This is a genomic window from Spirillospora sp. NPDC049024, from assembly GCF_040649235.1.
Taxonomy (GTDB): domain Bacteria; phylum Actinomycetota; class Actinomycetes; order Streptosporangiales; family Streptosporangiaceae; genus Spirillospora.
The window spans coordinates 126,225-150,582 of sequence record NZ_JBEZFD010000010.1; the positions used below are offsets into that span (position 1 = coordinate 126,225).

Annotated in this window: 17 protein-coding genes and 1 other RNA gene; 12 read left to right on the forward strand and 6 right to left on the reverse strand. The window is 71.2% G+C overall.

Annotated features, from left to right (window positions below):
* Window positions 1–13: 13 nt before the first annotated feature.
* Window positions 14–328 carry a hypothetical protein gene (locus tag AB0C21_RS20130; protein ID WP_500205923.1) on the forward strand — a complete coding sequence of 105 codons (315 nt, stop codon included), beginning with the start codon at window positions 14–16 and terminating at the stop codon, window positions 326–328.
* Window positions 329–618: 290 nt separating this feature from the next.
* A complete protein-coding gene (locus AB0C21_RS20135) occupies window positions 619–2,574 on the forward strand; it encodes an acetoacetate--CoA ligase (protein ID WP_500205924.1) in 1,956 nt (651 codons plus the stop codon).
* A gap of 60 nt (window positions 2,575–2,634) precedes the next feature.
* On the opposite strand, the gene AB0C21_RS20140 is transcribed toward AB0C21_RS20135, so the two are convergent.
* Window positions 2,635–3,228 (reverse strand): hypothetical protein, encoded by a 594-nt coding sequence (locus AB0C21_RS20140; protein ID WP_500205926.1) that lies wholly within the window; start codon window positions 3,226–3,228, stop codon window positions 2,635–2,637.
* Window positions 3,229–3,653: 425 nt separating this feature from the next.
* Between AB0C21_RS20140 and AB0C21_RS20145 the strand changes: the two genes are divergently transcribed.
* Both AB0C21_RS20145 and AB0C21_RS20150 read left to right on the forward strand, forming a co-directional pair.
* Window positions 3,654–5,261, forward strand: a complete 1,608-nt coding sequence (locus AB0C21_RS20145; RefSeq protein WP_500205927.1) for a serine/threonine-protein kinase — start codon at window positions 3,654–3,656, stop codon at window positions 5,259–5,261.
* Window positions 5,262–5,441: 180 nt separating this feature from the next.
* Entirely contained in the window at window positions 5,442–10,274 is a 4,833-nt protein-coding gene (locus AB0C21_RS20150; protein ID WP_500205928.1) for an NAD-glutamate dehydrogenase, read from the forward strand.
* Between the two features lie 313 nt (window positions 10,275–10,587).
* Here AB0C21_RS20150 and AB0C21_RS20155 read toward each other — a convergent pair whose 3' ends face one another.
* The gene (locus AB0C21_RS20155) at window positions 10,588–11,571 is read right to left on the reverse strand and encodes a DUF8094 domain-containing protein (RefSeq protein ID WP_500205929.1); all 984 of its coding nucleotides are present in this window, start codon (window positions 11,569–11,571) and stop codon (window positions 10,588–10,590) included.
* Between the two features lie 125 nt (window positions 11,572–11,696).
* Entirely contained in the window at window positions 11,697–12,806 is a 1,110-nt protein-coding gene (gene prfB / locus AB0C21_RS20160; RefSeq protein ID WP_149259204.1) for a peptide chain release factor 2, read from the reverse strand.
* Between the two features lie 149 nt (window positions 12,807–12,955).
* Here prfB and AB0C21_RS20165 point away from each other — a divergent pair, with 149 nt between their 5' ends.
* Complete coding sequence (locus tag AB0C21_RS20165) at window positions 12,956–14,011, forward strand: DUF8094 domain-containing protein (RefSeq protein WP_500205930.1); 1,056 nt, start codon at window positions 12,956–12,958, stop codon at window positions 14,009–14,011.
* Window positions 14,012–14,059: 48 nt separating this feature from the next.
* On the opposite strand, the gene AB0C21_RS20170 is transcribed toward AB0C21_RS20165, so the two are convergent.
* Window positions 14,060–14,245: a hypothetical protein gene (locus tag AB0C21_RS20170; RefSeq protein ID WP_149259206.1), complete on the reverse strand. Its 186-nt coding sequence runs from the start codon at window positions 14,243–14,245 to the stop codon at window positions 14,060–14,062.
* Window positions 14,246–14,655: 410 nt separating this feature from the next.
* On the opposite strand from AB0C21_RS20170, the gene ftsE reads away from it, so the two are divergent.
* The 7 genes from ftsE (at window position 14,656) to AB0C21_RS20205 (ending at window position 22,410) form a co-directional block, all read left to right on the forward strand.
* Entirely contained in the window at window positions 14,656–15,345 is a 690-nt protein-coding gene (gene ftsE, locus AB0C21_RS20175; RefSeq protein WP_021597771.1) for a cell division ATP-binding protein FtsE, read from the forward strand.
* A 155-nt stretch (window positions 15,346–15,500) separates the two neighbouring features.
* Window positions 15,501–16,406 carry a permease-like cell division protein FtsX gene (ftsX, locus tag AB0C21_RS20180; RefSeq protein ID WP_149259207.1) on the forward strand — a complete coding sequence of 302 codons (906 nt, stop codon included), beginning with the start codon at window positions 15,501–15,503 and terminating at the stop codon, window positions 16,404–16,406.
* A gap of 93 nt (window positions 16,407–16,499) precedes the next feature.
* The gene (locus tag AB0C21_RS20185; protein WP_500205933.1) at window positions 16,500–17,678 is read left to right on the forward strand and encodes a S41 family peptidase; all 1,179 of its coding nucleotides are present in this window, start codon (window positions 16,500–16,502) and stop codon (window positions 17,676–17,678) included.
* An 84-nt stretch (window positions 17,679–17,762) separates the two neighbouring features.
* A complete protein-coding gene (gene smpB, locus AB0C21_RS20190) occupies window positions 17,763–18,254 on the forward strand; it encodes an SsrA-binding protein SmpB (protein ID WP_149259208.1) in 492 nt (163 codons plus the stop codon).
* A gap of 9 nt (window positions 18,255–18,263) precedes the next feature.
* Window positions 18,264–20,195, forward strand: coding sequence for a penicillin-binding transpeptidase domain-containing protein (locus tag AB0C21_RS20195; RefSeq protein WP_500205934.1), 1,932 nt, complete (start codon window positions 18,264–18,266; stop codon window positions 20,193–20,195).
* Window positions 20,196–20,527: 332 nt separating this feature from the next.
* Window positions 20,528–20,900, forward strand: a transfer-messenger RNA (tmRNA) gene (ssrA, locus tag AB0C21_RS20200).
* 175 nt (window positions 20,901–21,075) lie between these two features.
* Complete coding sequence (locus tag AB0C21_RS20205; protein WP_500205936.1) at window positions 21,076–22,410, forward strand: serine/threonine-protein kinase; 1,335 nt, start codon at window positions 21,076–21,078, stop codon at window positions 22,408–22,410.
* 25 nt (window positions 22,411–22,435) lie between these two features.
* Here AB0C21_RS20205 and AB0C21_RS20210 read toward each other — a convergent pair whose 3' ends face one another.
* Together AB0C21_RS20210 and AB0C21_RS20215 are read right to left on the reverse strand one after the other, a co-directional pair.
* Window positions 22,436–23,665 (reverse strand): PP2C family protein-serine/threonine phosphatase, encoded by a 1,230-nt coding sequence (locus AB0C21_RS20210; protein WP_500205937.1) that lies wholly within the window; start codon window positions 23,663–23,665, stop codon window positions 22,436–22,438.
* 78 nt (window positions 23,666–23,743) lie between these two features.
* Window positions 23,744–24,355, reverse strand: a complete 612-nt coding sequence (locus AB0C21_RS20215) for a dihydrofolate reductase family protein (protein ID WP_500205939.1) — start codon at window positions 24,353–24,355, stop codon at window positions 23,744–23,746.
* Between the last annotated feature and the right edge of the window lie 3 nt (window positions 24,356–24,358).

The following is a 24,358-nucleotide window of genomic DNA, read 5'->3' on the forward strand; positions in this document are numbered from 1 at the left end:
AGGAGTGATTATCGTGACATGTCGTGCGCTCGCCGTGTCCACCGTCCTCGCCGCGGTCCTCGGCGCCTCCGCGCTCATCCTGACCACGCCCCCGGCCGACCCCGTCCGGGCCGGCGCCGAACGCGCCGGAGAGATCTCCGTGTGCGAGCAGGTGGAGCCGCGGATCCCCCAGGTCCAGGGACGGAACTGCGACCCCGGCCAGTGGGGTCCGGTCTCGGACGTCACCATCGTCGACCGCCGCAACAACGACACCTACCGCTGCCCGACCGGCGCGGCCGAGGGGGCCCTGTGGGTCAGCGGCGAGAACTGCCGCTTCCTGCGGGGCTGATCCCCTCCCTGTGAATGGGCACTGCGAGGGCGTCCATCCCGCGGTCCTACATATCGCCGTGCACGGCGGTGTGCACCGTTCGACCTGCCGGTTCTCGGGGTGTGTGGGAGCGGAGGATGTGCGGGGCGTTTTCTGTGTGGGAGCGCGGGGTTGCCCGAAGATGCGTTTTGACCTGCGATAGGAGGGGTTGCCGGGCTTGACGGCGGGCACGGCGGGCAAGTTGCACGGTGTGCCGGGCGGGGCCGATATTGGGACGGTCGCGCAGCGTGGCGCGGCGGGGAGGGAGAGGTATGGCCCGGGAGGTATCCGAGGGTTCGGCGCTGTGGGAGCCGTCGGAGGAGGTGGTCGCGAACGCGCGGGTGACGCGGTTCGCCCACTGGCTGGGGGACCGGGGCGTCCTCGCGGAGTCCTACGACGAGCTCTGGCGCTGGTCGGTCACGGAGGTCGACGCGTTCTGGGACGCGATCTGGTCGTACTTCCAGGTCGTCGGCGAGCGCGGCGACGGCCCCGTCCGCACGGGCGGCCCCATGCCGGTCGACGGGCTGAAGTGGTTTCCCGGCGCGACCCTCAACTACGCGGCGAACGCCCTGCGCCGGGCCGAGGGTTCTCCCGACGAGACGGCGGTCGTCTTCCGCTCGGAGGCGGGCGGGCACCGGGTGCTGTCGTACCGCGAGCTGGCGCTGCACGTCGCGGAGGTGCGCGCGGGCCTGGCCGGGCTGGGCGTGGGCAAGGGCGACCGGGTCGCCGCCTACATCCCGAACATCCCCGAGGCGCTGATCTGCTTCCTGGCCACGGCGTCGCTCGGGGCGGTCTGGTCGTCGTGCTCGCCCGACTTCGGGTCCTCCTCGGTGATCGACCGGTTCGCGCAGATCGAGCCCAAGGTCCTGATCGCCGTGGACGGCTACGCCTACAACGGCAAGCGGTTCGACCGGCGGGAGGTCGTCGGCGAGATCGAGGCCGCGCTGCCGAGCCTGGCCGCCACCGTCCTCGTCCCGTACCTGGACCCGGCCGCCACCCCCGAGGGCCTGCGCGTGGGCATGCACTACGGCGACCTGCCCCGGGCGGGCCACGACACCCTGGAGTTCGAGGACGTCCCGTTCGACCATCCGCTGTGGGTCGTCTACTCCTCCGGGACGACCGGGCTGCCGAAGCCGATCGTCCACGGCCACGGCGGCGTGGTCCTGGAGCACCTCAAGGCGCTGTCCTTCCACCAGGACCTCGGCCCCGAGGACGTGTTCTTCTGGTACACCACCACCGGCTGGATGATGTGGAACTACCTCATCGGCGGCCTGCTGGTGGGGTCCACCGTCGTCATGTACGACGGCGCCCCCCTCGACCTCTGGACGCTCGCCGCGGACACCGGCGTCACCTACATGGGGGTCGGCGCGCCCTACATCACGGCGTCGGCGAAGGAGGGCCGCCGCCCCGGCGAGGAGCTCGACCTGTCCCGGCTGCGCGGCATCGGCTCCACCGGGTCGCCGCTCCCGCCCGAGGGCTTCGCCTGGGTGTACGAGGCGGTCGGCAGCGACCTGCTGCTCGGTTCCTTCTCCGGCGGAACCGACCTGTGCACCGGCTTCGTCGGCCCGTCGCCGCTCCTGCCGCTGCGCGCCGGCGTCATCCAGTGCCGCGGCCTCGGCGCGAAGGTGGAGGCCTACACCGAGGACGGCAAGCCGGTGGTCGACGAGGTGGGCGAGCTGGTCATCACCGAGCCCATGCCGTCCATGCCCGTCTTCTTCTGGAACGACGAGGACGGCGAGCGCTACCGCGGCTCCTACTTCGACATGTTCCCGGGCGTGTGGCGGCACGGCGACTGGATCAAGGTCCTGCCGGACGGCGGCTGCGTGATCTACGGGCGGTCCGACTCCACGCTCAACCGCGGCGGCGTCCGCATGGGCACGTCCGACTTCTACCGCGTCGTCGAGGCGTTCGACGAGATCACCGACAGCCTCGTGATCGACACCGGGCGCCTCGGCCAGGAGGGCCGGCTGCTGCTGTACGTCCAGCTCGCGGAGGGCGCCTCGCTCACCGACGAGCTGGTGGCGGAGCTGCGCAAGCGGATCAGGTCCGCGCTGTCGCCCCGGCACGTCCCGGACGAGATCACCGCCGTGCCCGGCATCCCGCGCACGCTGTCCGGCAAGAAGCTGGAGGTCCCCGTCCGCAAGATCCTCCAGGGGACCCCGGTCGACAAGGCCGCCAACCGCGACTCCATGGCGAACCCCGAGGTCCTGACCCACTTCACCCCGTAGCCCGGCTTCACCCCGCAGCCCGGCTTTACCCCGCAGCCCGGCTTCACCCCTGGCTCGGCTTCACCCCTTGGCCGCGGCGTAGGCGAGGACGTCGCGCCGCCGGTAGAGCCGGCGGACGCGGCCCCCTCCCAGCGGCTCCACTCTGGCGGGCTCCGGCCAGCCGGCGGGCGGGCGCCTGGCGTAGACGGTGACGCTCGTCTGCGCCAGGCCGAGGATGCGGGCGGCCTCGGCCAAGGTGACGAGGTCGTCGGGCCCCTCCTCGGCCGGGCGCTCGGCGAGGGCGCGGTACCAGGCGGTCCAGGCGGCCTCGTCCCAGTACAGGGCCTTGCCGGCGCGGTGCGCCGGTTCGGGGTGGCCGTTGGACGCGCGGTCCGCCCAGAGCTGCTTGAGGCGGTGGCGGCTGAGGCCGTGGCGCGCCGCCAGCTCGTCGCGGGTGGCGAGGCCGGCCGGGACGTCCCGGGAGCGGTGCGCCTCGTACCAGCGGGCCCACTCGTCGGCGTCCCAAGCGAGCTGGGAGCCGACCGTCCCCACCGCCTCGGGGTGGCCGTTTGAGGCGCGCTCGCGGTACCACTTCTCCAGGGTGCTGCGGCCGAGCCCGTGCTCGTCCATGAATTCGGCGCGCGTGCGGACGCGGCGGCCGTCGAGTGTCGCCATGTGCCCAGTGTCCCGCGCGTGGCGCCGTTTACGCCGTGCGCCTCCGCCGCCGGTGCGACACTGCTCTGTAACGACACCGCTCCGGAGTGACACTTCCTTCAGGAGAGACGCTGCTATCGATAGTGACGCTGCTTTCTGTAGTGGCACGAGCTTCCGCAGTGACACGACGTCTGTAGTCCCCCGGCTACCCATGGTGAATCGGGCTTCCGGAGTGACATCTGGCGCGTCCTGGGCACAGGTGGATGTGACGCCATTAGGGTGGTAGCCGACCCAAAGCTGGCCACCGGGGGCGATGGACCAGTTCGCTCCGAATGGTCGCGGGATCGGGTGAACTTGCCTCGTGTCTCGCGCGTCACACAGTCGGAGGGGTGATCCGGGTCGGGGCTCGCTCGATCCGTCGATCAAGGAGAGGGACGGTTCCACGCATGGAGGTTGGGGCGCTGCGGTCCGGAGACCCGGACCGGCTGGGGACGTACGCCCTGATCGGCCGAGTGGGCGAGGGCGGCCAGGGCACGGTGTTCCTCGGCGTGGCCGAGGACGGCCGGCAGGTCGCGATCAAACTGCTGCACGCCGAACTGACGTCCGACGACAAGGCGCTCGCCCGGTTCCTGCGCGAGCTGGAGGTCGCCAAGCAGGTGGCGCCGTTCTGCACGGCGCAGGTGATCGACGCCGACGCGACCGGTGACCGCCCCTACATCGTCAGCGAGTACGTGCCGGGCCCGTCGCTGAACCAGCAGGTCCTGGCGGACGGCCCGCTCCACGGCGCCGCGCTCGACCGGCTCGCCGTCGGCACCGCGACCGCACTCGCCGCGATCCACCAGGCGAACATCGTCCACCGCGACTTCAAGCCGCACAACGTGCTGATCGGCCCGGACGGCCCGCGCGTCATCGACTTCGGCGTCGCCCGCGCGCTCAGTGGCGGCACCACCCTCACCAGCCGGGTGATCGGCACCCCGTCCTACATGGCGCCCGAGCAGATCAGCGGCGACGAGGTCGGGACGCCCGCGGACGTGTTCTGCTGGGCGGCCACGCTGGCCTTCGCCGCCACCGGGGCGCCGCCGTTCGGCCAGGACACCATCCCCGCCGTGATCAACCGGATCCTGCACGAGGAGCCCGAGCTCGGCGGCCTGGACGGGCCGCTGCGCGACCTGGTGCTCGACTGCCTGGAGAAGGACCCGTCCCGGCGCCCGGGCGCCCGGCAGGTGCTGATGCGGCTGCTCGGGCACGAGGAGGCGGCGCGTCCCGCCGCCCGCCCCTCCGGCGACACCGACGAGACCGCGATGCTGGCCGCCGGGTCCGTCCTGGCGGCGGAGGGCGGCGACGAGGACGAGGTGTTCGAGCCCGACCCCGTGTTCGCCGACACCCCGGTGTTCGACGACGACCCGGTGTTCGACCGGACCCCGGACTTCGACGACTCCTTCGACGACGCTTTCGACGCGCCGGCCTCCGACCGCGACGCGGCGCGGGAGGCCGAGCCGCTGCTCGCGCCGGCCGCGTGGGCCGCCGACGAGACAATGCCCGGCGACGCCGCCGGCGGGGAGGGCGGCGGGCTGCGGCGCTCGCTCACCGGTTCGGGGCGCTCCGCGGCGCTCGCCGGGGCCGCCGCGCTGCTCGTCGCGGTCATCGTCATCTCCTCCGTCCTGCTGCTCGGCTCCGACGGCGGCGGCAAGGCGGGCCGCAAGGTCAGCGACCCGAGCGGGCCGCCCACGTCGAGCGACGTCGTGCCGACCACCGAGGCGCCCACCAGCCGGCAGCCCGTGCGGGAGGGGCCGCCGACGTCCTACGACCCGACCCCCACCGGCGACCCCACCCCGACCGGCAGCCCGACCCAGAGCGGCACCCCGACCCCGTCCGACTCGCCGACCACGACGCCGCCGAGCGACACGCCCACCGACCCGACCGACCCGTCCACCGGCCCCACCGACACGCCGACCGACACCCCCACCGACCCCGGAGGCGGCGGCACCGACCCCGGGGGCGGCGGCACCGGCACCGGCAGCGGCGCGGGCACCACCGGCCAGGCCGCGGGCTGACGCTCCCTCCGGCACCGAATCACATGATCGGCCCGAGTCGCTTCGGGCACCCTGACAGGGTGGGATAGGCCACGTCGGCCATGCACGGGACCAGGTCGGCTTTGCGGCGATTCCTGGCTACGCTCGTGCAGTGAGCGGCGCCACAACGAGGTGGCGATGGGTCTCAAGGGGAGATTGTCGATGAGCGGCATGCTCGATCAAGCGAAGGACGACCTGCTCCGGCGGGCCGCCGAGACGTGCGCGAGGCGTCCGGAGGCGCGCGGGGACGTGGAGGAGGCCTTCGCCTTCCTCCGCCTCTACTACCGCCAGGTCGCCCGCGAGGACCTGCTGGAGCGGGATCCGGCCGACATCTGCGGGCCCGCGATGGCGCACCGCGCGCTCGGCGAGGAGCGGCCGCAGGGGCGCGCGAAGGTGCGCGTCTTCACGCCGACCCTCCAGGAGGACGGCTGGGACCCGGGCCGCACCGTCGTCCAGGTCGTCACCGACGACATGCCGTTCCTCGTCGACTCGGTCACGATGGAGCTGACCCGCCACCACCTGGCGACCTACATGATCGTCCACCCGCTGCTGGGCGTGGACCGCGACGTCGCGGGCCACCTCAGGGCCTTCCGCGGCAACCACGACAGCGACGCCGACGTCGACGAGTCGTGGATGCACATCGAGGTCGACCGCACCACCGACCAGGTCGTCCTGGACACCCTGGAGAAGGACCTGATCCGCGTCCTGCAGGACGTCCGGGTCGCCGTCGAGGACGAGCCCAAGATGCGCGCCCGCGCCCACGAGATCGCGACCGCGGTCCAGGAGGTGCCGCCGCCGCTGCCGGCCAAGGAGCTCGCCGAAGGCGTCGAGCTGCTCGACTGGCTGGCCGACGGCCACTTCACGTTCCTCGGGTACCGCGACTACACGCTCACCGGCGACGGGACGGCGCTGCGCCCCGAGCCGGGCACCGGCCTCGGGATCCTGCGCAACGACAAGCGCGAGTCCGACAGCTTCGCCGCGCTGCCGCCGGAGGTCCGCGAGAAGGCGACGGAGAAGCGCCTGCTCGTCCTCACCAAGGCGAACTCCCGCTCCACCGTCCACCGCCCCCTGTACCTGGACTACATCGGGGTGAAGAAGTTCGACGAGTCCGGCGAGGTGATCGGGGAGCGCCGGTTCCTCGGGCTGTTCAGCCACGTCGCCTACAGCGAGTCGATCGCGCACGTCCCGGTGCTGCGGCCCAAGCTCGACGAGGTGCTGGAGCGCGCCGGGTTCGCCCCCGACAGCTACGACGGCCAGGACCTCATCGAGATACTGGAGAGCTACCCGCGCGACGAGCTCTTCCAGATCTCGGTCGACGACCTGCTGAAGATCTCCCTCGGCGTGCTGCGGCTGCGCGAGCGCCGCCAGCTGAAGCTGTTCCTGCGCAAGGACCTGTACGGCCGCTTCATGTCCTGCATGGTCTACCTGCCGCGCGACCGCTACACCACCAAGATCCGGCTGCGCATCCAGGACCTGCTCAGGGAGGCGTTCGACGGCGTCAGCGTCGACTACAGCGCGAACGTCACCGAGTCGATCCTGGCCCGGCTGCACGTCGTGGTCCGCGGCGAGCGCGGCCGCCCGCTGCCGGACGTCGACGTCTCGGAGCTGGAGGAGCGGCTCGCCCAGGCCACCCGCTCGTGGGAGGACGACCTCGCCGACGCGATCGCCGAGCAGTCCGGAGAGGAACGTTCCGGAACGCTCGGCCGCACCTTCGGCGAGGCGTTCCCCGAGGGCTACAAGGCCGACTTCCCGGCCCGCACCGCCGTCGCCGACCTGCGCCGCCTCGCCGCGCTCGACGAGAGCACCGACACCTCGATCGACCTGTACGCGCCGGACGGCGCCGGGCCCGGCGAGCGGCGGCTGAAGATCTACCGGCTGGGCGAGCCCATCTCGCTGTCGCGGGTGCTGCCGCTGCTGCAGAACATGGGCGTCGAGGTGATCGACGAGCGGCCGTACGAGATCAACCCCTCCGACGGCCGCCGGTTCTGGATCTACGACCTCGGGCTGCGGTACGTGCCGCCCGCGGACGTCCCGGCGGAGGCCGTCAAGGACCTGTTCCAGGACGCCTTCACGATGCTGTGGCGCGGCGGCATCGAGAACGACGGCTTCAACGCGCTCGTCCTGCACGTCGGGCTGACCTGGTGGCAGGCGATGATCCTGCGCGCCTACGCCCTGTACCTGCGGCAGGCGGGCACGACGTTCTCCAAGCGCTACATCGAGCAGGTGCTGCTGCGCAACGCCTCGATCACCCGGCTGATCATCCGGCTGTGGGAGAGCCGGCTCGACCCCTCGCTGCGGGGCGGCGAGGAGGAGCGCAGCGCCGGCATCACCGAGGAGATCCGCGGCAAGCTGGACGACGTCGCGAGCCTCGACGAGGACCGGATCCTGCGCGCCTACCTGGCGCTCGTCCAGGCGACCCTGCGCACGAACCACTACCAGAACAAGCCGTACCTGGCGATGAAGTTCGACCCGGAGGGCATCCCGGACCTGCCGCAGCCCCGCCCCATGTACGAGATCTTCGTGTACTCGCCGAAGGTCGAGGGCGTGCACCTGCGGTTCGGGTCGGTCGCCCGCGGCGGGCTGCGCTGGTCGGACCGGCGCGAGGACTTCCGCACCGAGATCCTCGGCCTGGCCAAGGCGCAGGCGGTGAAGAACACCGTCATCGTCCCGGCGGGCGCCAAGGGCGGCTTCGTCGGCAAGCAGCTGCCCGACCCGTCCGTCGACCGGGAGGCGTGGCAGAAGGCCGGCATCGCCTGCTACAAGGACTTCATCTCCGGCCTGCTCGACCTGACCGACAACCTCGTGGACGGCAAGGTCGTGCCGCCGCCGAACGTCGTCCGCCACGACGGCGACGACACCTACATGGTCGTCGCCGCCGACAAGGGCACCGCGACGTTCTCCGACATCGCCAACGGCGTCGCCGCCGAGTACGGCTACTGGCTCGGCGACGCGTTCGCTTCCGGCGGCTCGGTCGGCTACGACCACAAGGGCATGGGCATCACCGCCCGCGGCGCCTGGGAGTCGGTGAAGTACCACTTCCGGGCCCTCGGCAAGGACATCCAGAGCGAGGACTTCACCGTCGTCGGCATCGGCGACATGTCCGGGGACGTGTTCGGCAACGGGATGCTGCTGTCGGAGCACATCCGGCTCGTCGCCGCGTTCGACCACCGGCACATCTTCCTCGACCCCGCCCCGGACGCCGCCGCCTCGTTCGCCGAGCGCCGCCGGCTGTTCGAGCTGCCGCGCAGCAGCTGGGGCGACTACGACACCTCGCTGATCTCCAAGGGCGGCGGGGTGTACCCCCGCAGCGTGAAGTCGATCCAGATCACCCCGCAGGTGCGGGCGGCGCTCGGGCTCGGCGACGGGGTGAAGACCCTGCCGCCCTTCGAGCTGATCCGGGCCATCCTGCGGGCGCCGGTCGACCTGCTGTGGAACGGCGGCATCGGCACCTACGTCAAGTCGTCGCTGGAGAGCAACGCCGACGTCGGCGACAAGGCCAACGACCCCGTCCGCGTGGACGGCGCCGAGCTGCACTGCAAGGTCGTCGGCGAGGGCGGCAACCTCGGCGTCACGCAGCTCGGCCGGATCGAGTTCGCCCGCGGCGGCGGCCTGATCAACACCGACTTCATCGACAACTCCGCGGGCGTCGACACCTCCGACCACGAGGTCAACATCAAGATCCTGCTCGACCAGGCGGTGCGGGACGGGGAGCTGGAAGGCAAGCAGCGCGACGGCCTGCTTTACGAGATGACCGACGAGGTGGGGCGGCTCGTCCTGCGCGACAACTACGCGCAGAACGTGGTGCTCGCCGCGTCCCGCGCGCAGGCGTCGGCGATGCTGCACGTCCACGCCCGGTACATGCGCAAGCTGGAGCGCGACGGCCGCCTCAAACGGCGCCTGGAGGCTCTGCCCGACGACAAGGCCCTCGCCGAGCGGCGCCATTCCGGGCACGGCCTGACCAGCCCCGAGTTCTCGGTGCTGGTCGCCTACGCCAAGCTCGCGCTGGACGCCGACCTCGTCGCCTCCGACCTCGCCGACGACCCCTACCTGGAGTCGTGGCTGGTCGACTACTTCCCGACGCCGCTGCGCGAGCGGTTCCGGCCCTTCATGGACCGGCACCCGCTGCGCCGCGAGATCATCACCACCGCCGTGGTGAACGACGTGGTCAACGCGAGCGGCTCCACGTTCGTCTTCCGGATGAACGAGGAGACGGGCGCGTCCTCCTCCGACATCGCCCGCGCCTACCTCGTCGCCCGCGACGTGTTCCAGATGCCGCGCTTCTGGAAGTCGGTGGAGAACCTGTCGCACCAGGTCGAGGAGTCGACGCAGATCGCGATGCTGCTGGAGGCGCGCAAGCTGACCGAGCGCGGCGCCCGCTGGCTGCTGCACAACCGGCGGCCCCCGTTCGACATCCAGGAGACGATCGACTTCTTCACCGGCGGCGCGGCCACCCTGAGCGCGCACCTGTCGAAGCTCCTGGTCGGGCTGGACCTCGCCGCGTTCGAGCAGCGCCGCGACGGCTTCGCCGAGCTGGGCGTCCCGGACGAGCTGGCCGAGCAGTGCGCCACGTTCGTCCCCGCCTACTCCACCTTCGACGTGGTCGGCATCGCGCACGACACGGGACGTCCGGTGGAGGAGGTCGCCGAGATCTACTTCGACCTCGCGGACCGGCTCCAGCTGTCCCGCCTGCGCGAGCGCATCATCGCCCTGCCGCGCGACGACAAGTGGCGCTCGATGGCCCGCTCCGCCCTCCGCGACGACCTGTACGCCGCGCACTCCGCCCTCACCCGGGACGTCCTCATCACCAGCGAGCCGGGCGGCAACCCCGAGGAGCGGATGATCCACTGGGCGGAGAAGAACAGGCCCGCCGTCCAGCGCGCCCAGCAGACCCTCAGCGAGATCTGGGAGAGCGACAGCTTCGACCTGGCCACCCTCTCAGTGGCCCTAGGCGCCATCCGCACCTTGGTCACCTCCAGCTCCCTCCCTGCTGAATAGCTTTTTCTCCTCCTTCGGGCCTGGCGGCCCTCCATCGTCGAAAAAGCGGGCGATCGCTGGCATCGCTCCGTCTCGCCTTGGCGGCTCGCTGCGCGATCAGGTTCTTGCTTCGCTCGAACCTGCCTTCGGACGCGATCGCAACCATGGAGGTTGTCGCGTGGTTGCGGTACGGGCTGGGGTCGCCGCGATGGGGTTTCCTCCCCAGAGCGTTAGTTCCCGAAGGAGGAGATGAAAGCAATAAGTACCGTCGAGTGCCGACCGGGGCCCGCCGCAGCGGTCAGGAGGGGCGGGACCGGCCGGCACCCGACGGAGTTCAGGAGCCCTGGGCGGTGATGGCCTTGCGGTACATGCCGCTGATCGTGGCGCGGCCCTTGGGCGGAACGCTGGCCAGGTACTGCACGAGGACGATCGTGTCCAGGCGCGTCCGGGCGCTGGCGGGCGGGGCGAGGCCGACGAGGTCTCCGCTGACGGTCATGCGGCCCCGCCGGGCCGCCGAGTACGCCTCGTTCTGCTTCAGGACGTACCAGACGACGGCCCCGCGGTCCTTGGTGCGCAGCCCGTAGACCTTGTACTGCGAGGGGGAGAAGCGGGACGAGAGCGTGACCCCGCGTGCGGCGAGGCTCTTCTCGCCCTCCTTGAGCGCCTTGTAGGTCTCGGTGGTCCTGGCCCCTTCCGCGAGGAGGGCCGCCCCGGGGGCGCCGGGCCCGTCCGTGAGGAGCGCGGCGTGCGCCTGGGCGAGTTTCGCGGGCTGGACGGCGAGGTCCTTGACGTCCGGGGCCACCGGGGTGGCGTAGCCCTGCGGGTCGAGCGCGACGTGGCCGAGGGCGAGTTCGGACGGGTAGGGGTCGGCGGTCAGCAGCCACGGCGCGCCCTGCCCGGCCTGCGTGAACAGCAGCGCGTGGCGCAGCGCCCGCTTGCCCTGCCCGGTGACGGCGTCGGCCGCGAACCAGTGCGGGTAGCCGGTCAGCCGCGGGATGTAGAACGTCGGGTGGGCGAAGGCCACCTTCGGCGGACGCTGCCGGACGGCGCGCCGGAGCTTGAGCGCGGCGACGTCCATGGAGAGCTGCGGGTCGGCCTCGACCGTGCGCAGCGTCCGGCCGCTGAACCTGTGCCCCGCCCTGTTCATCCCGGCGGTGAAGGACGCGAGGACCTGCTGCGCCTGCTCCTTGGTGAGCGCGGGCGCCCCCTGCGGCTTCCCCGGGGCCGCGGAGGAGGAGGTGCTGCCGGAGCAGCCGGTGCTCACGGCGGCGGCCAGCAGGCCGGGTATGAGCATGGAGACGAAAGTGCGTGCGGCCATGAGGCCCCCCCGAATGGCGACATTGATCGAACCACCCGGCATCCTCGCAGAGTGACCGCACAGTCACTCTATGAACACGAAAGTCGGCCGAAAAAGGTGCCGCCGCTCGCGGGGCGGGCCTGGGGTCAGGCGATCTCCTGCTGGCGCAGCCAGCGGATCTCGGCCTCGATGAACTCGTCGATGTCGCCGTCCAGGACCGCGGTGGGGTTGCCGACCTCGACGCCGGTGCGCAGGTCCTTCACGATCTGGTACGGGTGCAGGACGTAGTTGCGGATCTGCGTGCCCCAGCTCGTGGTGCCCTCGCCGCGCAGCTCGGAGAGCTTCTCCGCCTCCTCGTGGCGCTTGCGCTCCAGCAGCTTGGCCTGCAGGACGTTCATGGCCGTGGCCTTGTTCTGCAGCTGGCTTCGCTCGTTCTGGCAGGAGACGACGATGCCGGTCGGGATGTGGGTGATCCGCACGGCCGAGTCGGTGGTGTTGACGCCCTGGCCGCCGGGCCCCGACGACCGGTACACGTCGATCCGCAGCTCGGTCTCGTCGATGTCGACGTGGTCGCTCTGCTCCACCACGGGGACGACGTCCAGGCCCGCGAACGACGTCTGCCGCCGGCCCTGGTTGTCGAAGGGGGAGATCCGGACGAGCCGGTGGGTGCCGTGCTCGCCGCGCAGCGTCCCGTAGGCGTAGGGGGCCTTCACGGTGAACGTGGTCGACTTGATCCCGGCCTCTTCGGCGTAGGACGTCTCGTAGACCTCCGTCGGGTAGCCGTGCCGCTCGGCCCAGCGCAGGTACATCCGCTGGAGCTGCTCGGCCCAGTCGGCCGCGTCCACCCCGCCGGCCTGCGCGTTGATGGTGACCAGCGCCTCGCGGGCGTCGTACTCGCCCGACATGAGGGTGCGCACTTCGAGCTGCTGGACGGCCTTGTTCAGGGCGGCCAGCTCCTCGTCGGCCTCCGTGCGCGTGTCGGCGTCGTCCATCTCCCGGGCCATCTCGTACAGCGTGGCGGTGTCGTCGAGCCGCTGCCTCAGGCCCTCGACGCGGTTCAGCTCGCTCTCCAGGTACGACAGGCGGCGCGTCACCGACTGGGCGCGCTCCTGGTCGCTCCACAGGTCGGGGTCGGCCGACTGCTCGCGCAGCTCCGCGATGTCGCGGCGCATGCCGTCGAGGTCCAGCACCTGCTCGATGCTGGACAGGGTCGAGCCGAGCTCCTTGAGCTGCTCTTCGGGTTCGATGCCTGCCACGGTCCGAGCTTATCGCCGTCCCGGCATGCTTATCGCCCCATGGCGGACGACCGGAGGTCCCTCCAATATCATGCGGATGGCAGAATCACGGGCCGAGGAGGTCGGCCGAGGGCGGCCGGCCCTGGAATCTCGGTCCGGGGGACGGGTCTTTGCACAGCTTCCTGCGGGTGGTCGCGGCCGGGGTGCTGCTCGCCCTGCTCACCGCCGCGGGCTGCGCCGAGGGCAAGACGGAGGCGCGGCCCACCGTCACCATGCCGAAGACGTCCCCGCCCGCGCCGGTGGCGCTGACCCCGCAGGTCGCGGAGCAGGCGTTCCGGTCCTACGTCACCGACGAGGACGTGGCCAGGGCCGCCGGCGATGAGCGCCTCGCCCTGACGTGGACGTCGGACGGCCAGTCCCAGCTCACCGCGGCCGAGTTCCGCAAGGCCGCCTACGACGGCGACCCGGTGCCGCGCTTCGGCTACGGCAAGCCCAGGCTGTACGTGCCGAAGCTGAAGGACGCCGCCTACCCGCAGTGGTTCGTGGTGTCGGTCGACCGCTCCGTCATGGACCGGCCCAAGAGCAAGCGCAGGGTGCTGATGGGCTTCATCCTGCGCGGGCCGTCCGACCACTGGAAGCTCACGGTCGCGACCGTCCTGCAGGAGAAGGCCAAGGAGCCGAAGGTGGCGATCGACGCCGCCGGCTACGCGACGGCCCTCAGCGCGGGCGACGCGTCCCTGCTGATCCGCCCCCGCGACGTCGGCGGGATCCAGGCGACGATCGCCGCCGAGGGGCCGCGCAGCGTCGCCGCGAAGGTGATGAAGTCCAACCCCGTCACCACCGGCTTCTACCAGGACGCCAAGCGCGCCAGGAAGAAGGCCAAGAAGGACGACATCACCTACACGGTCGTCTACACGGCGACGCCGTTCCCCTACTTCGGGCTGCGGACCGAGCACGGCGGCGGGCTGGTCATCTACTCGCTGTTCCGCAACACCTCGCTGGTCGCCAAGGACCCGCGCACACCGAAGCCGGAGATCCCGCAGGAGGCCGAGCACCTCCTCGACGGGGCGGTCGAGGGCAACGAGGTCGACACCACGGCGACGCTGCACTTCGCCGCGTTCGATCCGCCGAAGGCCAAGAAGCGCGCCGCACAGGTGAAGGCGCACATGCTCGCCGACGACGGCGCGGTGACCAAGGCGGCCACGCCGCCGATCAAGAAGCCCTAGGCCGATCAAGAAGCCCTAGGGCCGGTCAAGAAGCCGTAGGGCGCCGCGTCAGCCGTAGACGCGCTGGAGGACGAGCGCCGCGAACAGCAGCGCGACGAGGATCGCCAGGACCACGGCGGGCGGCACGGACGGGCCGTGGTCGTGCAGCTCCGAGCGGGCCTCCCGGCAGGTGGGGCAGCGGCCCTCCACCACCGGGTTCGAGCACCGAGCACAGATGAGATGTTCGCAGCTCATGTCGTGGGCCCCAATCTCCGACAACGGCACGTGGTCCGTGCGGGAAGCGTCGGCCTGTCTGGTCGTTCGTCCATCTATTAGGTATCTTTCGCCATCATCCAGCGTAGCCGGACTGTATGGTCGTTCCGGCAAGTCCGGGGGCAAAGCCGGTATGAAACGACCGGACGTCGGGAGACGGTTCACATGGCACTGATCGGACGTCACGCACAGATCGGACGCGGTGCCGGCCCTGGGCGCCCGTACCGCTCCGAGTGGGACGAGGCGGTCGCCTCTCCCCTCTACACTGCTCGAAGGCTCCGCGTCCCACCTGGCCGTGAAGCCGGGCGGCGCAGGCAAGGGGTCACGGACTCTTCCGTGGCCGCGGGCCGGCCCGCTCCCCAACCCCTACAGCGAACCGCCGTGATGCAGCCGTGATCCACTTCGACAACGTCACCAAGGTCTACCCGAGCCAGAACCGGCCCGCCCTCCAGCATGTGAACGTCGCCATCGAGAAGGGCGAGTTCCTGTTCCTGGTGGGTCCGTCCGGCTCCGGGAAGTCGACCTTCCTGCGCCTCATCCTGAAGGAGGAGCGTCCTTCCCAGGGTCACGTGCACGTGGCGGGCAAGGACCTGAGCAGGCTGAGCAACTGGAAGGTGCCGCACCTGCGCCGCAGGATCGGCTGCGTCTTCCAGGACTTCCGCCTCCTGCCCAACAAGAACGTCTTCGAGAACGTCGCGTTCGCCCTCGAGGTGATCGGCAAGCCGCGGCGGTTCATCGGCAAGGTCGTCCCCGAGGTCATCGACCTGGTCGGCCTGGAGGGCAAGGCCCACCGGATGCCGGACGAGCTGTCCGGCGGCGAGCAGCAGCGCGTCGCCATCGCGCGCGCGTTCGTCAACCGCCCGATGATCCTGCTGGCCGACGAGCCGACCGGGAACATCGACCCCGCCACCTCGATCGGCATCATGAAGGTGCTGGACCGCATCAACCGGACCGGCACCACCGTCGTCATGGCCACCCACGACGCCGCCATCGTCGACGCGTTCCGCAAGCGCGTCGTCGAGCTGGAGGACGGCCGCGTCGTCCGCGACCAGTCGCGCGGCGTGTACGGGCAGGCGTACTGACACATGCGCGCCGGAACGGGCGCAGCGAAATCTGAACCATCGATTCCCGCCGGGTCGTAGGACACCCTGAGGGTGCCCGAGAGGCGGCCGCCGGCGCCGCGTCCCGCGGCCGCCCCGGCTCCCGGCCCGGCAACGGCGATCAAGGACAGCGAGGCATGCGCGTACAGTTCGTTCTCCAGGAGATCTGGATCGGTCTCCGCAGGAACATGACGATGACGATCTCCCTCGTCATCACCGTCGCCATCGCCATGGCGCTCTTCGGCACCGGGCTGCTCCTGCGGCAGCAGGTCTCCGCGTCCAAGAGCTACTGGTACGACAAGATCGAGGTGTCGATCTTCCTGTGCGCGAAGACGAGCTCGAACCCGGTCTGCCAGAAGCAGGACGTCACCGACCAGCAGCGGCAGACGCTCAAGGCGCAGCTCGAGAAGATGCCGCAGGTCTCGCAGGTCCAGTACGAGAACAAGCAGCAGGCCTACGCCCGCTTCAAGGACCGCTTCGCGGGCTCGCCCGGCTTCGTGGAGAGCACCCGCGAGGGCGACATCCCCGACTCGTTCCGGGTGAAGCTGAAGAACCCGGAGGAGTACAAGGCGGTCGCGCAGGCGATGCTCAACCAGCCCGGCGTCGACTCGGTGATCAACGAGCAGGAGATCCTGAAACGGTTCTTCCGCATCCTGAACGGCCTGCAGGTCGCGGCGCTGACGATCGCGCTGATCCAGGTGATCGCCGCGGTGATGCTGGTGGGCAACACCGTGCGGCTGTCGGCGTTCAACCGGCGCCGGGAGACCGGCATCATGCGGCTGGTCGGCGCGTCGAACACCTATATCCAGATGCCCTTCATCCTGGAGGGCGCGATAGCCGGGCTGATCGGCGGTTTGTTCGCCTCCGTACTGCTGATCTTCAGTAAGAAACTCCTGGTCGACAGACTCGCGGGGGACGTCCAGCTCGTCAGCCAGCTCGGCTGGAGCGTGGTGATCCTCGTCATCATCGTGTCGATCTGCTTCGGCGTCCTGCTGTGCGCCGTCTCCTCGTTCCTGACCCTGCGCAGATACCTGAAGATCTGACGCCGCGACCGGATCCGGCGCAACCGCCGGATCCGGGCCGCGGTGCCGCCCTACACTTGGCCGCATGACCCCCTCCGCGCCCCCGTCGAGCCCGTGTCCCCGCTGAACAGGCGGCCGGGCGGCGTGCTGCGCGGAGCCGCGATGGCGGCGGCGCTCGTCTGCGCCTACGGCGCCGGGGTCGTGAGCGGCTCGGGTTCCGAGCGGCACGCGGCCGTCGCCGGGGGCGGCTCCGTCCTTGACGACGCGGCGACGAAGATCGGCGGCCGGGCCGCGCGGCCCGTCGACCGCGGCGAACTCGACCGCGCCGCCATCGAGGGCATGCTGCGCGGGCTCGGCGACAAGTGGGCGCACTACTACTCGGCCCGCGAGTACGACGACGTCGAAGGGCGCCTCACCGGCCGCTACAGCGGCGTCGGGCTGTGGCTCGGCAGCGAGGACGGCGACGACCGCGTGCTGGTGGCGAGCGTCCAGCCCGGCACCCCCGCCGCCCGCGCCGGCGTCCGGGCGGGCGACGTCGTCACCCGCGTCGGGCAGGCCTCCGTGGCCGGCTGGGACATCTCGCGCGTGGCCGAGGCGCTGCGCGGACGTCCGGACGAGACGGTCGAACTCACCGTGGAGCGCGAGCGTCGAACCAGGAGGTTCCACCTCGCCCGCACGAAGGTCTCCGGAGGGGACGTCACCGTGACCGAACTCCCCGAGCACGCGCGGATGATCCGCGTCGGCGCCTTCACCCGCGGCACGGGCGGGCAGGTCCGGGCCGCCGTGACCGGGCGGTCACCGGCGGGCCGGCCGGGCGGCGGCGTCCTGCTCGACCTGCGCGGCAACCCCGGCGGGCTGGTGGACGAGGCGGTCGAGACGGCGTCGGCCTTCCTGCCCGGCGGCCCGGTCGTGACCTACGAGCCGCGCGGCAGGCCCGTCCAGCGGCGCACCGTCACGACCCCGGGCGACGCGCGGACACCGCTCGTGGTGCTCGTCGACGCGGGCACCGCCAGCGCCGCGGAGATCGTCGCGGGCTCCCTGCGCGACCGCGACCGCGCGGTGATCGTAGGATCGCGTACGTACGGGAAGGGCTCGGTGCAGGAACCCCTCCGGCTCGCCGACGGGTCGGTCATCGAGCTGACCGTCGGTCGCTACCGCACGCCGAGCGGCCGTAACCTCGACGGGGTCGGCATCGAACCCGACGTGGAGGTCTCCGCCGACCGCCCCGCGAAGGCGGCCGAGCGGCGCGCCCGGACGGTGCTGCGCGGCCTCGACGCGGCGATGCCCGGGTAGAGGCCACAAGCTGACAAGACGACGATGCCTGACAAGACGACGATGCCGGACTGAGACGACGAACGCCGGACAAGGACTGAGGACGTGGCACGGGACACCGGGCGCAAGAAGGACACCGGGCACAAGCTCATCGCCCAGAACAAGCGGGCCCGCTACGACTACCACATCGACGACACGTGGGAAGCGGGCATGGTGCTCATGGGCACCGAGGTGAAGGCCCTGCGCGCCGGCCGCGCCTCCCTCGCCGACGGCTTCGCGCACGTGCGGGACGGCGAGGTGTGGCTGGAGAACGTCCACATCCCCGAGTACACCCAGGGGACCTGGACCAACCACGCCCCGCGCCGGCGCCGCAAGCTGCTGCTGCACCGCCGCGAGATCCAGAAGATCATCGCGAGGTCGGAGGAGCCGGGCTGGACGCTGATCCCGCTCTCGCTGTACTTCAAGGACGGGAAGGCCAAGGTCGAGATCGGCCTGGCCCGTGGTAAGAAGACCTACGACAAGCGCCAGGCCATCGCCAAGCGGGAAGCCGAGCGGGAGATGCAGAAGGCGGCGGCGGCCCGGTTCAGGAGACGGTGAAGGGTGTCGATGACGAACCGAGGCCGGAGGCGGGCCGGGGCCCGGACGCCGCTCCTTTCGCCGCTGCGGCGCCGTTCGGTCGCGCTGGCGGCCTGCGGCGCCCTGGTCGGGACGATGACGACCGGATGCTGGGCCGAGCCCTCCGCGATGCCCGCCGTCCGCGACTTCCTCATCGCCTGGCAGGTCGGCAACTACGAGGCCGCGGCCGGGCGGACGGTCGGCGCCGACCGCAGGCAGGTCGAGGACGCCCTCGGCCGCGTCCGGCAGCAGCTCGACGCCGCGTCCCTGCGGCTGTCCCTCGGCACCGAGGTGGAGGGCTCCGACGTCGACCAGATCGTCAAGAAGGGCGACGAGGCCGACGCCCGCTTCACCGTGAAGATCGACCTGGGTGAGAACGGGCAGCCCTGGCAGTACCCCGGCCTCATGCACCTGCGCCGCGTCGGCGGCAAGTGGAAGGTCGTCTGGGACCCGTCCATCATCAACACCAAGCTGAAGCCGGGGCAGCGCCTCGCCGTGGTGACGGAGGTCCCGAAGCGCGCCCCCATCACCGACGCCCAGGGCCGCTCCGCGCTGCGCGAGACCGGCGCCTACCAGTTCGGGGTGTTCCCGGGGCAGCTCGCCGACCCGCAGAAGACCATCGACCAGCTCGTCAAGGAGACCAAGATCGACGGCGGTCGGCGGCTGGACGGCGAGCGCCTCCTCGGCCGCGTCCGGTCCGCGCCGCCGCAGACGTTCCTGCCGCTGCTGACCCTGCAGGCCCCCGACCACAACGCGGTGAGCCAGCGGCTCGCCCAGATTCCGGGGGTGCGGTTCCAGGGCGTCCACGCGCCGATCGCGCCCGCGTACGCGCCCGAGCTGATCGGCAACCTCGGCCCCGCCACCGCCGACCGGCTCCAGCAGGTCGGCGCCCCCTACCAGCCGGGCGACACGATCGGCGTCAGCGGCATCCAGCTGCTCCAGCAGCGCCGCCTCGCCGGGACGCCGACCGTCAGCGTCGTCGCGCAGGACGAGACCGGCAAGACCACCGAGCGGCTGCGCTCCTGGCCCGGCCTGGAGCCGCAGGCGGTCCAGACGACCCTCGACCCCGGGTACCAGCAGCACGCCGACGACGCGCTGGCCGGCCTGCCGTACCAGGCCTCCATGACGGTCGTGCGGCCGAGCACCGGCGAGGTGCTCGCCGTGGCCAACCACGGCACGGGCGGCAGGAACCTGGCGTTCGAGGGCCAGTACCCGCCCGGCCTGACGTTCGGGATCGTGTCCGCGCTGGCGCTGTTCTCCCAGGCCGGCATGAAGCATTCCACCGAGACCACCTGCCCCGGCACCGTCACCGTCGGCGGCAAGACGTTCACCAACAAGGCCCGCCCCGACAGCACCTTCGCCAACCACTTCGCCGCGTCCTGCAAGACGACCCTCGCGCAGCTCAGCACCAAGGTGGACGCCCAGACCCTCCTCCGCGAGGCGTCCCAGCTCGGAATCGGCAAGAACTGGGGCCTCGGCGTCCCCGCCTTCACCGGCTCCGTCCCGGCGCCTGCGAACGACGGCGAAAAGGCCGCGACCATGGTCGGCGAAGGCGCCGTCCAGGTCAGCCCCTTGGCGATGGCCCTGGTGGCCGCCGCCGCCTACACCGGCACCTGGAAGCCGCCCTACGTCTTCAAGGACCCGTCCACGACGGCCCAGGCACCGCAGGCCCAGAGTCCGCCGTCCGAATCCATCTCGAACCTCAAGAGGGTCCTGAACCGCACCGCGTCCCGGGGCAACGCCCGCGGCGCCCGCGTCTCCGGCGACGTCGTCGGCGTCGCCGCCCTCGCCACCTACAACGAGGGTGGTCGGCCCAAGACCGTCTCCTGGTTCATCGGCTCCAGCGGGGACCGCGCCTTCGCCATCGCCGTCGAGGGCGAGGTCAACACCCCGAAGCTCGCCGCGAAGTTCCTGGGCGGTTAGGCGCGGTCAGGCACTTTGTCAGCTCTTTACCGGCGGCGCGCAACCAACCCGGCCCCCGGGTGCGTCTTTACGGGTGACTGAGCCACCGCTTGGGGGGTTGCGGGACTCAGTCGCCGTGATGAGACCAGAGCCTCGTCTCGGGGGAGGCTCTGCCGTCCGGACCGGCCCGACCCTGCCGGTCGACCCCGGTGGACGCGACACCGCTCGCGTCCACCGGGGTTCACGTGTGCCCGGAGGGAATCACTTTGCCCCGGCACGCGTTATCCTTGTAGCGTCATCGTGCGGAAGCCCCGCCGCCAGCCGGCGGGACGGACGTTTTGACAACTCAACATGGGGGTGACCGGCTTCGACTTCGGTCGTTCGAGCCAGGGGAAGCGGGTCGAGGGTTGCTGTCGTGACCTCGTAAATCCTGTGACAGCAAACCAATAACTGCCAACAAGAAGCAGTCCGAGTTCGCCCTCGCCGCCTGAGCGAGGAGCGAACTCTGTCAGCCCGGTAGCGTCTCCGAACCGGGGTCTGGCATCGTAAGGAGACTCCACCTGCCGATTCGGTCGCGGGACCGGTAGGGACAGCGAACAGCGACTGAGCCCGTCGGCGACACGCCTGCGTGAGCGCCGGGGCTGAGAAAGCGTCAAGCAGGCTGCACCCGGAGAAGCCCTGACTCATCACCGAAGGACGCGGGTTCGATTCCCGCCACCTCCACGACACGAGAAGCCGCTGATCAGACACGTTCTGGTCGGCGGCTTCTCGCATGTGCGCCCGCTTTCCGCCCGGGTCAGGAGGCCTCTGCGCCGGGCGAGGCCGCGCAGCGGCTGCTGGGGGCCGTCAGGGCAAAAGAACATTCTTGTGTGAGTGTTCGGAGCGTCGGTAGGTTCGGCGTGTGACGACTGCACCGGAGGCGGCCCCCGGGCGGCTGGTCGGCGGGCGGTACCGGCTGGTCGAGACGCTGGGGCGAGGCGGGTTCGGCCTGGTCTGGAGGGCCCACGACACCGCCCTCGGGCTCGACGTGGCGGTGAAGGAGATGCGGCCGCCCGCCGCCGAGCTGGCCGAGCGGGTCGCGCGCGCCACCCGCGAGGCGCACAACGCCGCGCGGCTGCGCGAGCATCCGAACATCGTCAGCGTCCACGACGTCGTCGTCGAGGACGGCCTCCCCTGGATCGTCATGCAGCTCGTCGACGGGCACTCGCTGCACGACCGGATCGCGCGATCCGGCCCCCTGCCGGCCGACGGCGCCGCACGTGTCGCCGCCGGGCTGCTGAACGCGCTGGAGACGGCGCATGGGGCCGGGATCGTCCATCGGGACGTGAAGCCGGCCAACGTGCTGCTCACCGGCGCCGGCGACGCCGTCCTCACCGACTTCGGCATCGCGGTGCACCACGCCGACACGACGCTCACCGCGACCGGAGCGTTCATCGGGTCACTGGAGTACATGGCCCCGGAACGCATCGACGGGAACGACGAACCCGCCTCCGACCTGTTCTCCCTCGGCGCGACGCTCTACCACGCGGTGGAGGGCGTCTCCCCGTTCCGCCGCGACACCACCTCCGCCACGCTCAAGGCCGTCATCACCGACCCTCCGGCCCAACCGAGGCGCGCGGGAGGGCTCACCGAGCTCATCACCCGCCTCCTGGCCAAGGACCCGGCCGAGCGTCCGACGATCTCCGAGGCGCGCGCCCTGCTCGCCCGCGCCTCCGGACCGGAGGACCGGCGCCTGCGGGACGCGGACCCGACCGGGCGTGCGACGGCCACCGAGATCTCCAGACCGCCCGCAGAGTCGAACGACGGCCGCACGCGGATCGTCGACGGGGCGTCGTGGTGGAGCCGGGCATCGATCGTCCAGCGGACGGTCGCGGCGGCCGTGGTGGCCGCGGCCCTGCTCGGCCTGGCCATGTTCCTCGGCCGCCAGGTCTACGGGCAGCCGGCCGCCGAAGCCGGAATCGGGGACTGCGTGTACCACGCCGGCGACTCCGACTTCGGGTTCGGCACGAAGCAGGGGGACTGGTACCAGACGCCGTGTCACCTGAGGTTGGCCAATGGCACGGCCTACGAGATCGTCGGCCAGACCGCGGATGACCCGGACGACCCCGATCGCCAGGATCCGACCCACGGCTGCAAGTACTACCAGGGCTGGAATGACAGCTCGATGGTCAAGACCTTCCTCGGCGTGGACCCGCGGGGCCTGGCGAAGAACCTCTGTCTCTCGCCGATCGGCTGACCGGGCCGTCCGGCCGGTCGGGTGGTCACAGGCGCAGGATGACCAGGGCGGTGTCGTCGGTGATGCCGCCGGACGGCAGCAGTTCCGCCAGCAGGGCGTCGGCGAGGGCCTCGGGTTCGGCGTGCCGGTTCCGGACGAGGGAGCCGGCCAGCCGCGACAGGCTGGCGTCGATGTCCTCCCGGCGACGTTCGATGAGCCCGTCCGTGTACAGGACCAGAACCGATCCGTCGGTGAAGGCGCAGTCGGTCTGCCGGCGGACGGCATGCTCGAAGCTGGCCGCCAGCGGGGGGTCGGTGGCCTGGTCGAGGAACGAGACGGTGCCGTCGCCGTGCAGCAGGGCGGGCGGAAGGTGCCCCGCGCAGCTGTAGGTGAGGGTGCGGGTCGTCCAGTCGATGAAGACGCTGACCGCGGTGGCGGCCTCGGCGCCGTCCACGGAGCGGGCGTACAGGCCGAGGGCTTCCAGGGCATGGGCCGGGCCGTCGGCGACGCGGGCGGTGGAGCTCAGCGCCGCGCGCAGCTGGCCCATCACCTTGGCCGCGGTCAGACCGTGGCCGACGACGTCGCCGACGGCGACCGTGATCCGGTCGCCGTCCAGTTCGACCAGGTCGTACCAGTCGCCGCACACGTTCAGCGAGCCGATCGCGGGCCGGTAGCGTACGGCGGCGCGGTGACGGCCGATCGCCGGGGCAGCGGGGAGCATCGCCTCCTGCAAGGCCACGGCGACCTCGCGCTCGCGGGCATGCGCCCGCCGCAGCCGCTCGTTGACCTCCTGCAGTTCCCGGGCCCGGGTGTACAGGTCGGCCTCCAGCACCTCTGCCCGGTCCTCGCCGCGGCGGGCGCCGCGGGCGCGGATGAGTTCGGTGACCTCCTCCACCCGGTGCAGCAGCAGCGCGACCTCCCCATCGGGGCCTGGGATGGGGGTGTTGACCGGACTCCAGTACCGCTCCTGCCACACCCCGGGACGCTCGGAATCCTCCACGTCGTAGCGCTGCAGCGCCATGGCGTCGCGTTCCCCGGTGGCCGCCACCCGCCGCAGCGACGCCTCCAGGTTGCGCATCCCGGTGGCGGTGGGGTCGTTGGGGTTGTCGGGGAAGACGTCGAAAAGGTAACGGCCTACCAACTGCTCGCGGGTGCGGCCCGCGATCTGCAGGAACGCCTCGTTGACGTCGACGTACACCAGATCCGGGCGGAGGAGCGCCACCGCACTCGGCAGTGCCTGGAACACCGCCCCGTAATCGATCTCGACCCCGCTCACAAGCGCCCCCGAATACCCCCAGAACCGTTGTCTTGCTCCTTCCCACAGTAAGCACAGCCCGGGGGCGGACCAGGACCGCTAGTGGCGGACCTTGTACTTCAGGTGCAGTACTCGGTCGCCCTGGATGACCACGTGGGGGTCCTCCAGCAGGTGCTGGCGGTCGATGCCGCCGAAGAAGCGCTTGCCCGATCCGAAGACCACCGGCACCACGTCCATCGCCACCTCGTCCACGAGACCGGCCGCGAGGATCTGGCCGCCCACGTCGCCGGCGTTCACCGCGACGGTCCGCTCCCCGGCGAGCTCCTGGGCCTTGGCGACCGCGGCCGCGACGTCGCCGACGAAGTGGCAGGACGCCTCCGGGTGCCAGCCCTCGGGCTTGGGCCGGTGGGAGACCACGACCACGTGGTCACCCGCGGGCGGCCGGCCCTCCCAGCCGTTCACCAGGTCGAACAGGGCGCGGCCCATGATGATCGCGCCGATCGACTCCCACATCGAGCGGACGTACCCCGCCGAGGCCTTCGAGACCCTGAAGCGGCTTCCGGCGCCGGAATGGTCGTACTGCTCGCCGACGTCTCCGGTGATCGGGGTGTCGCCGTTGAAGTACCAGTCATGGAGCGGCCCGACGTCGTCCTTCTCGTCGGCGATGAAGCCGTCCACCGACGCCGCGCTGTGCATGATCACTGTGCCCACGGG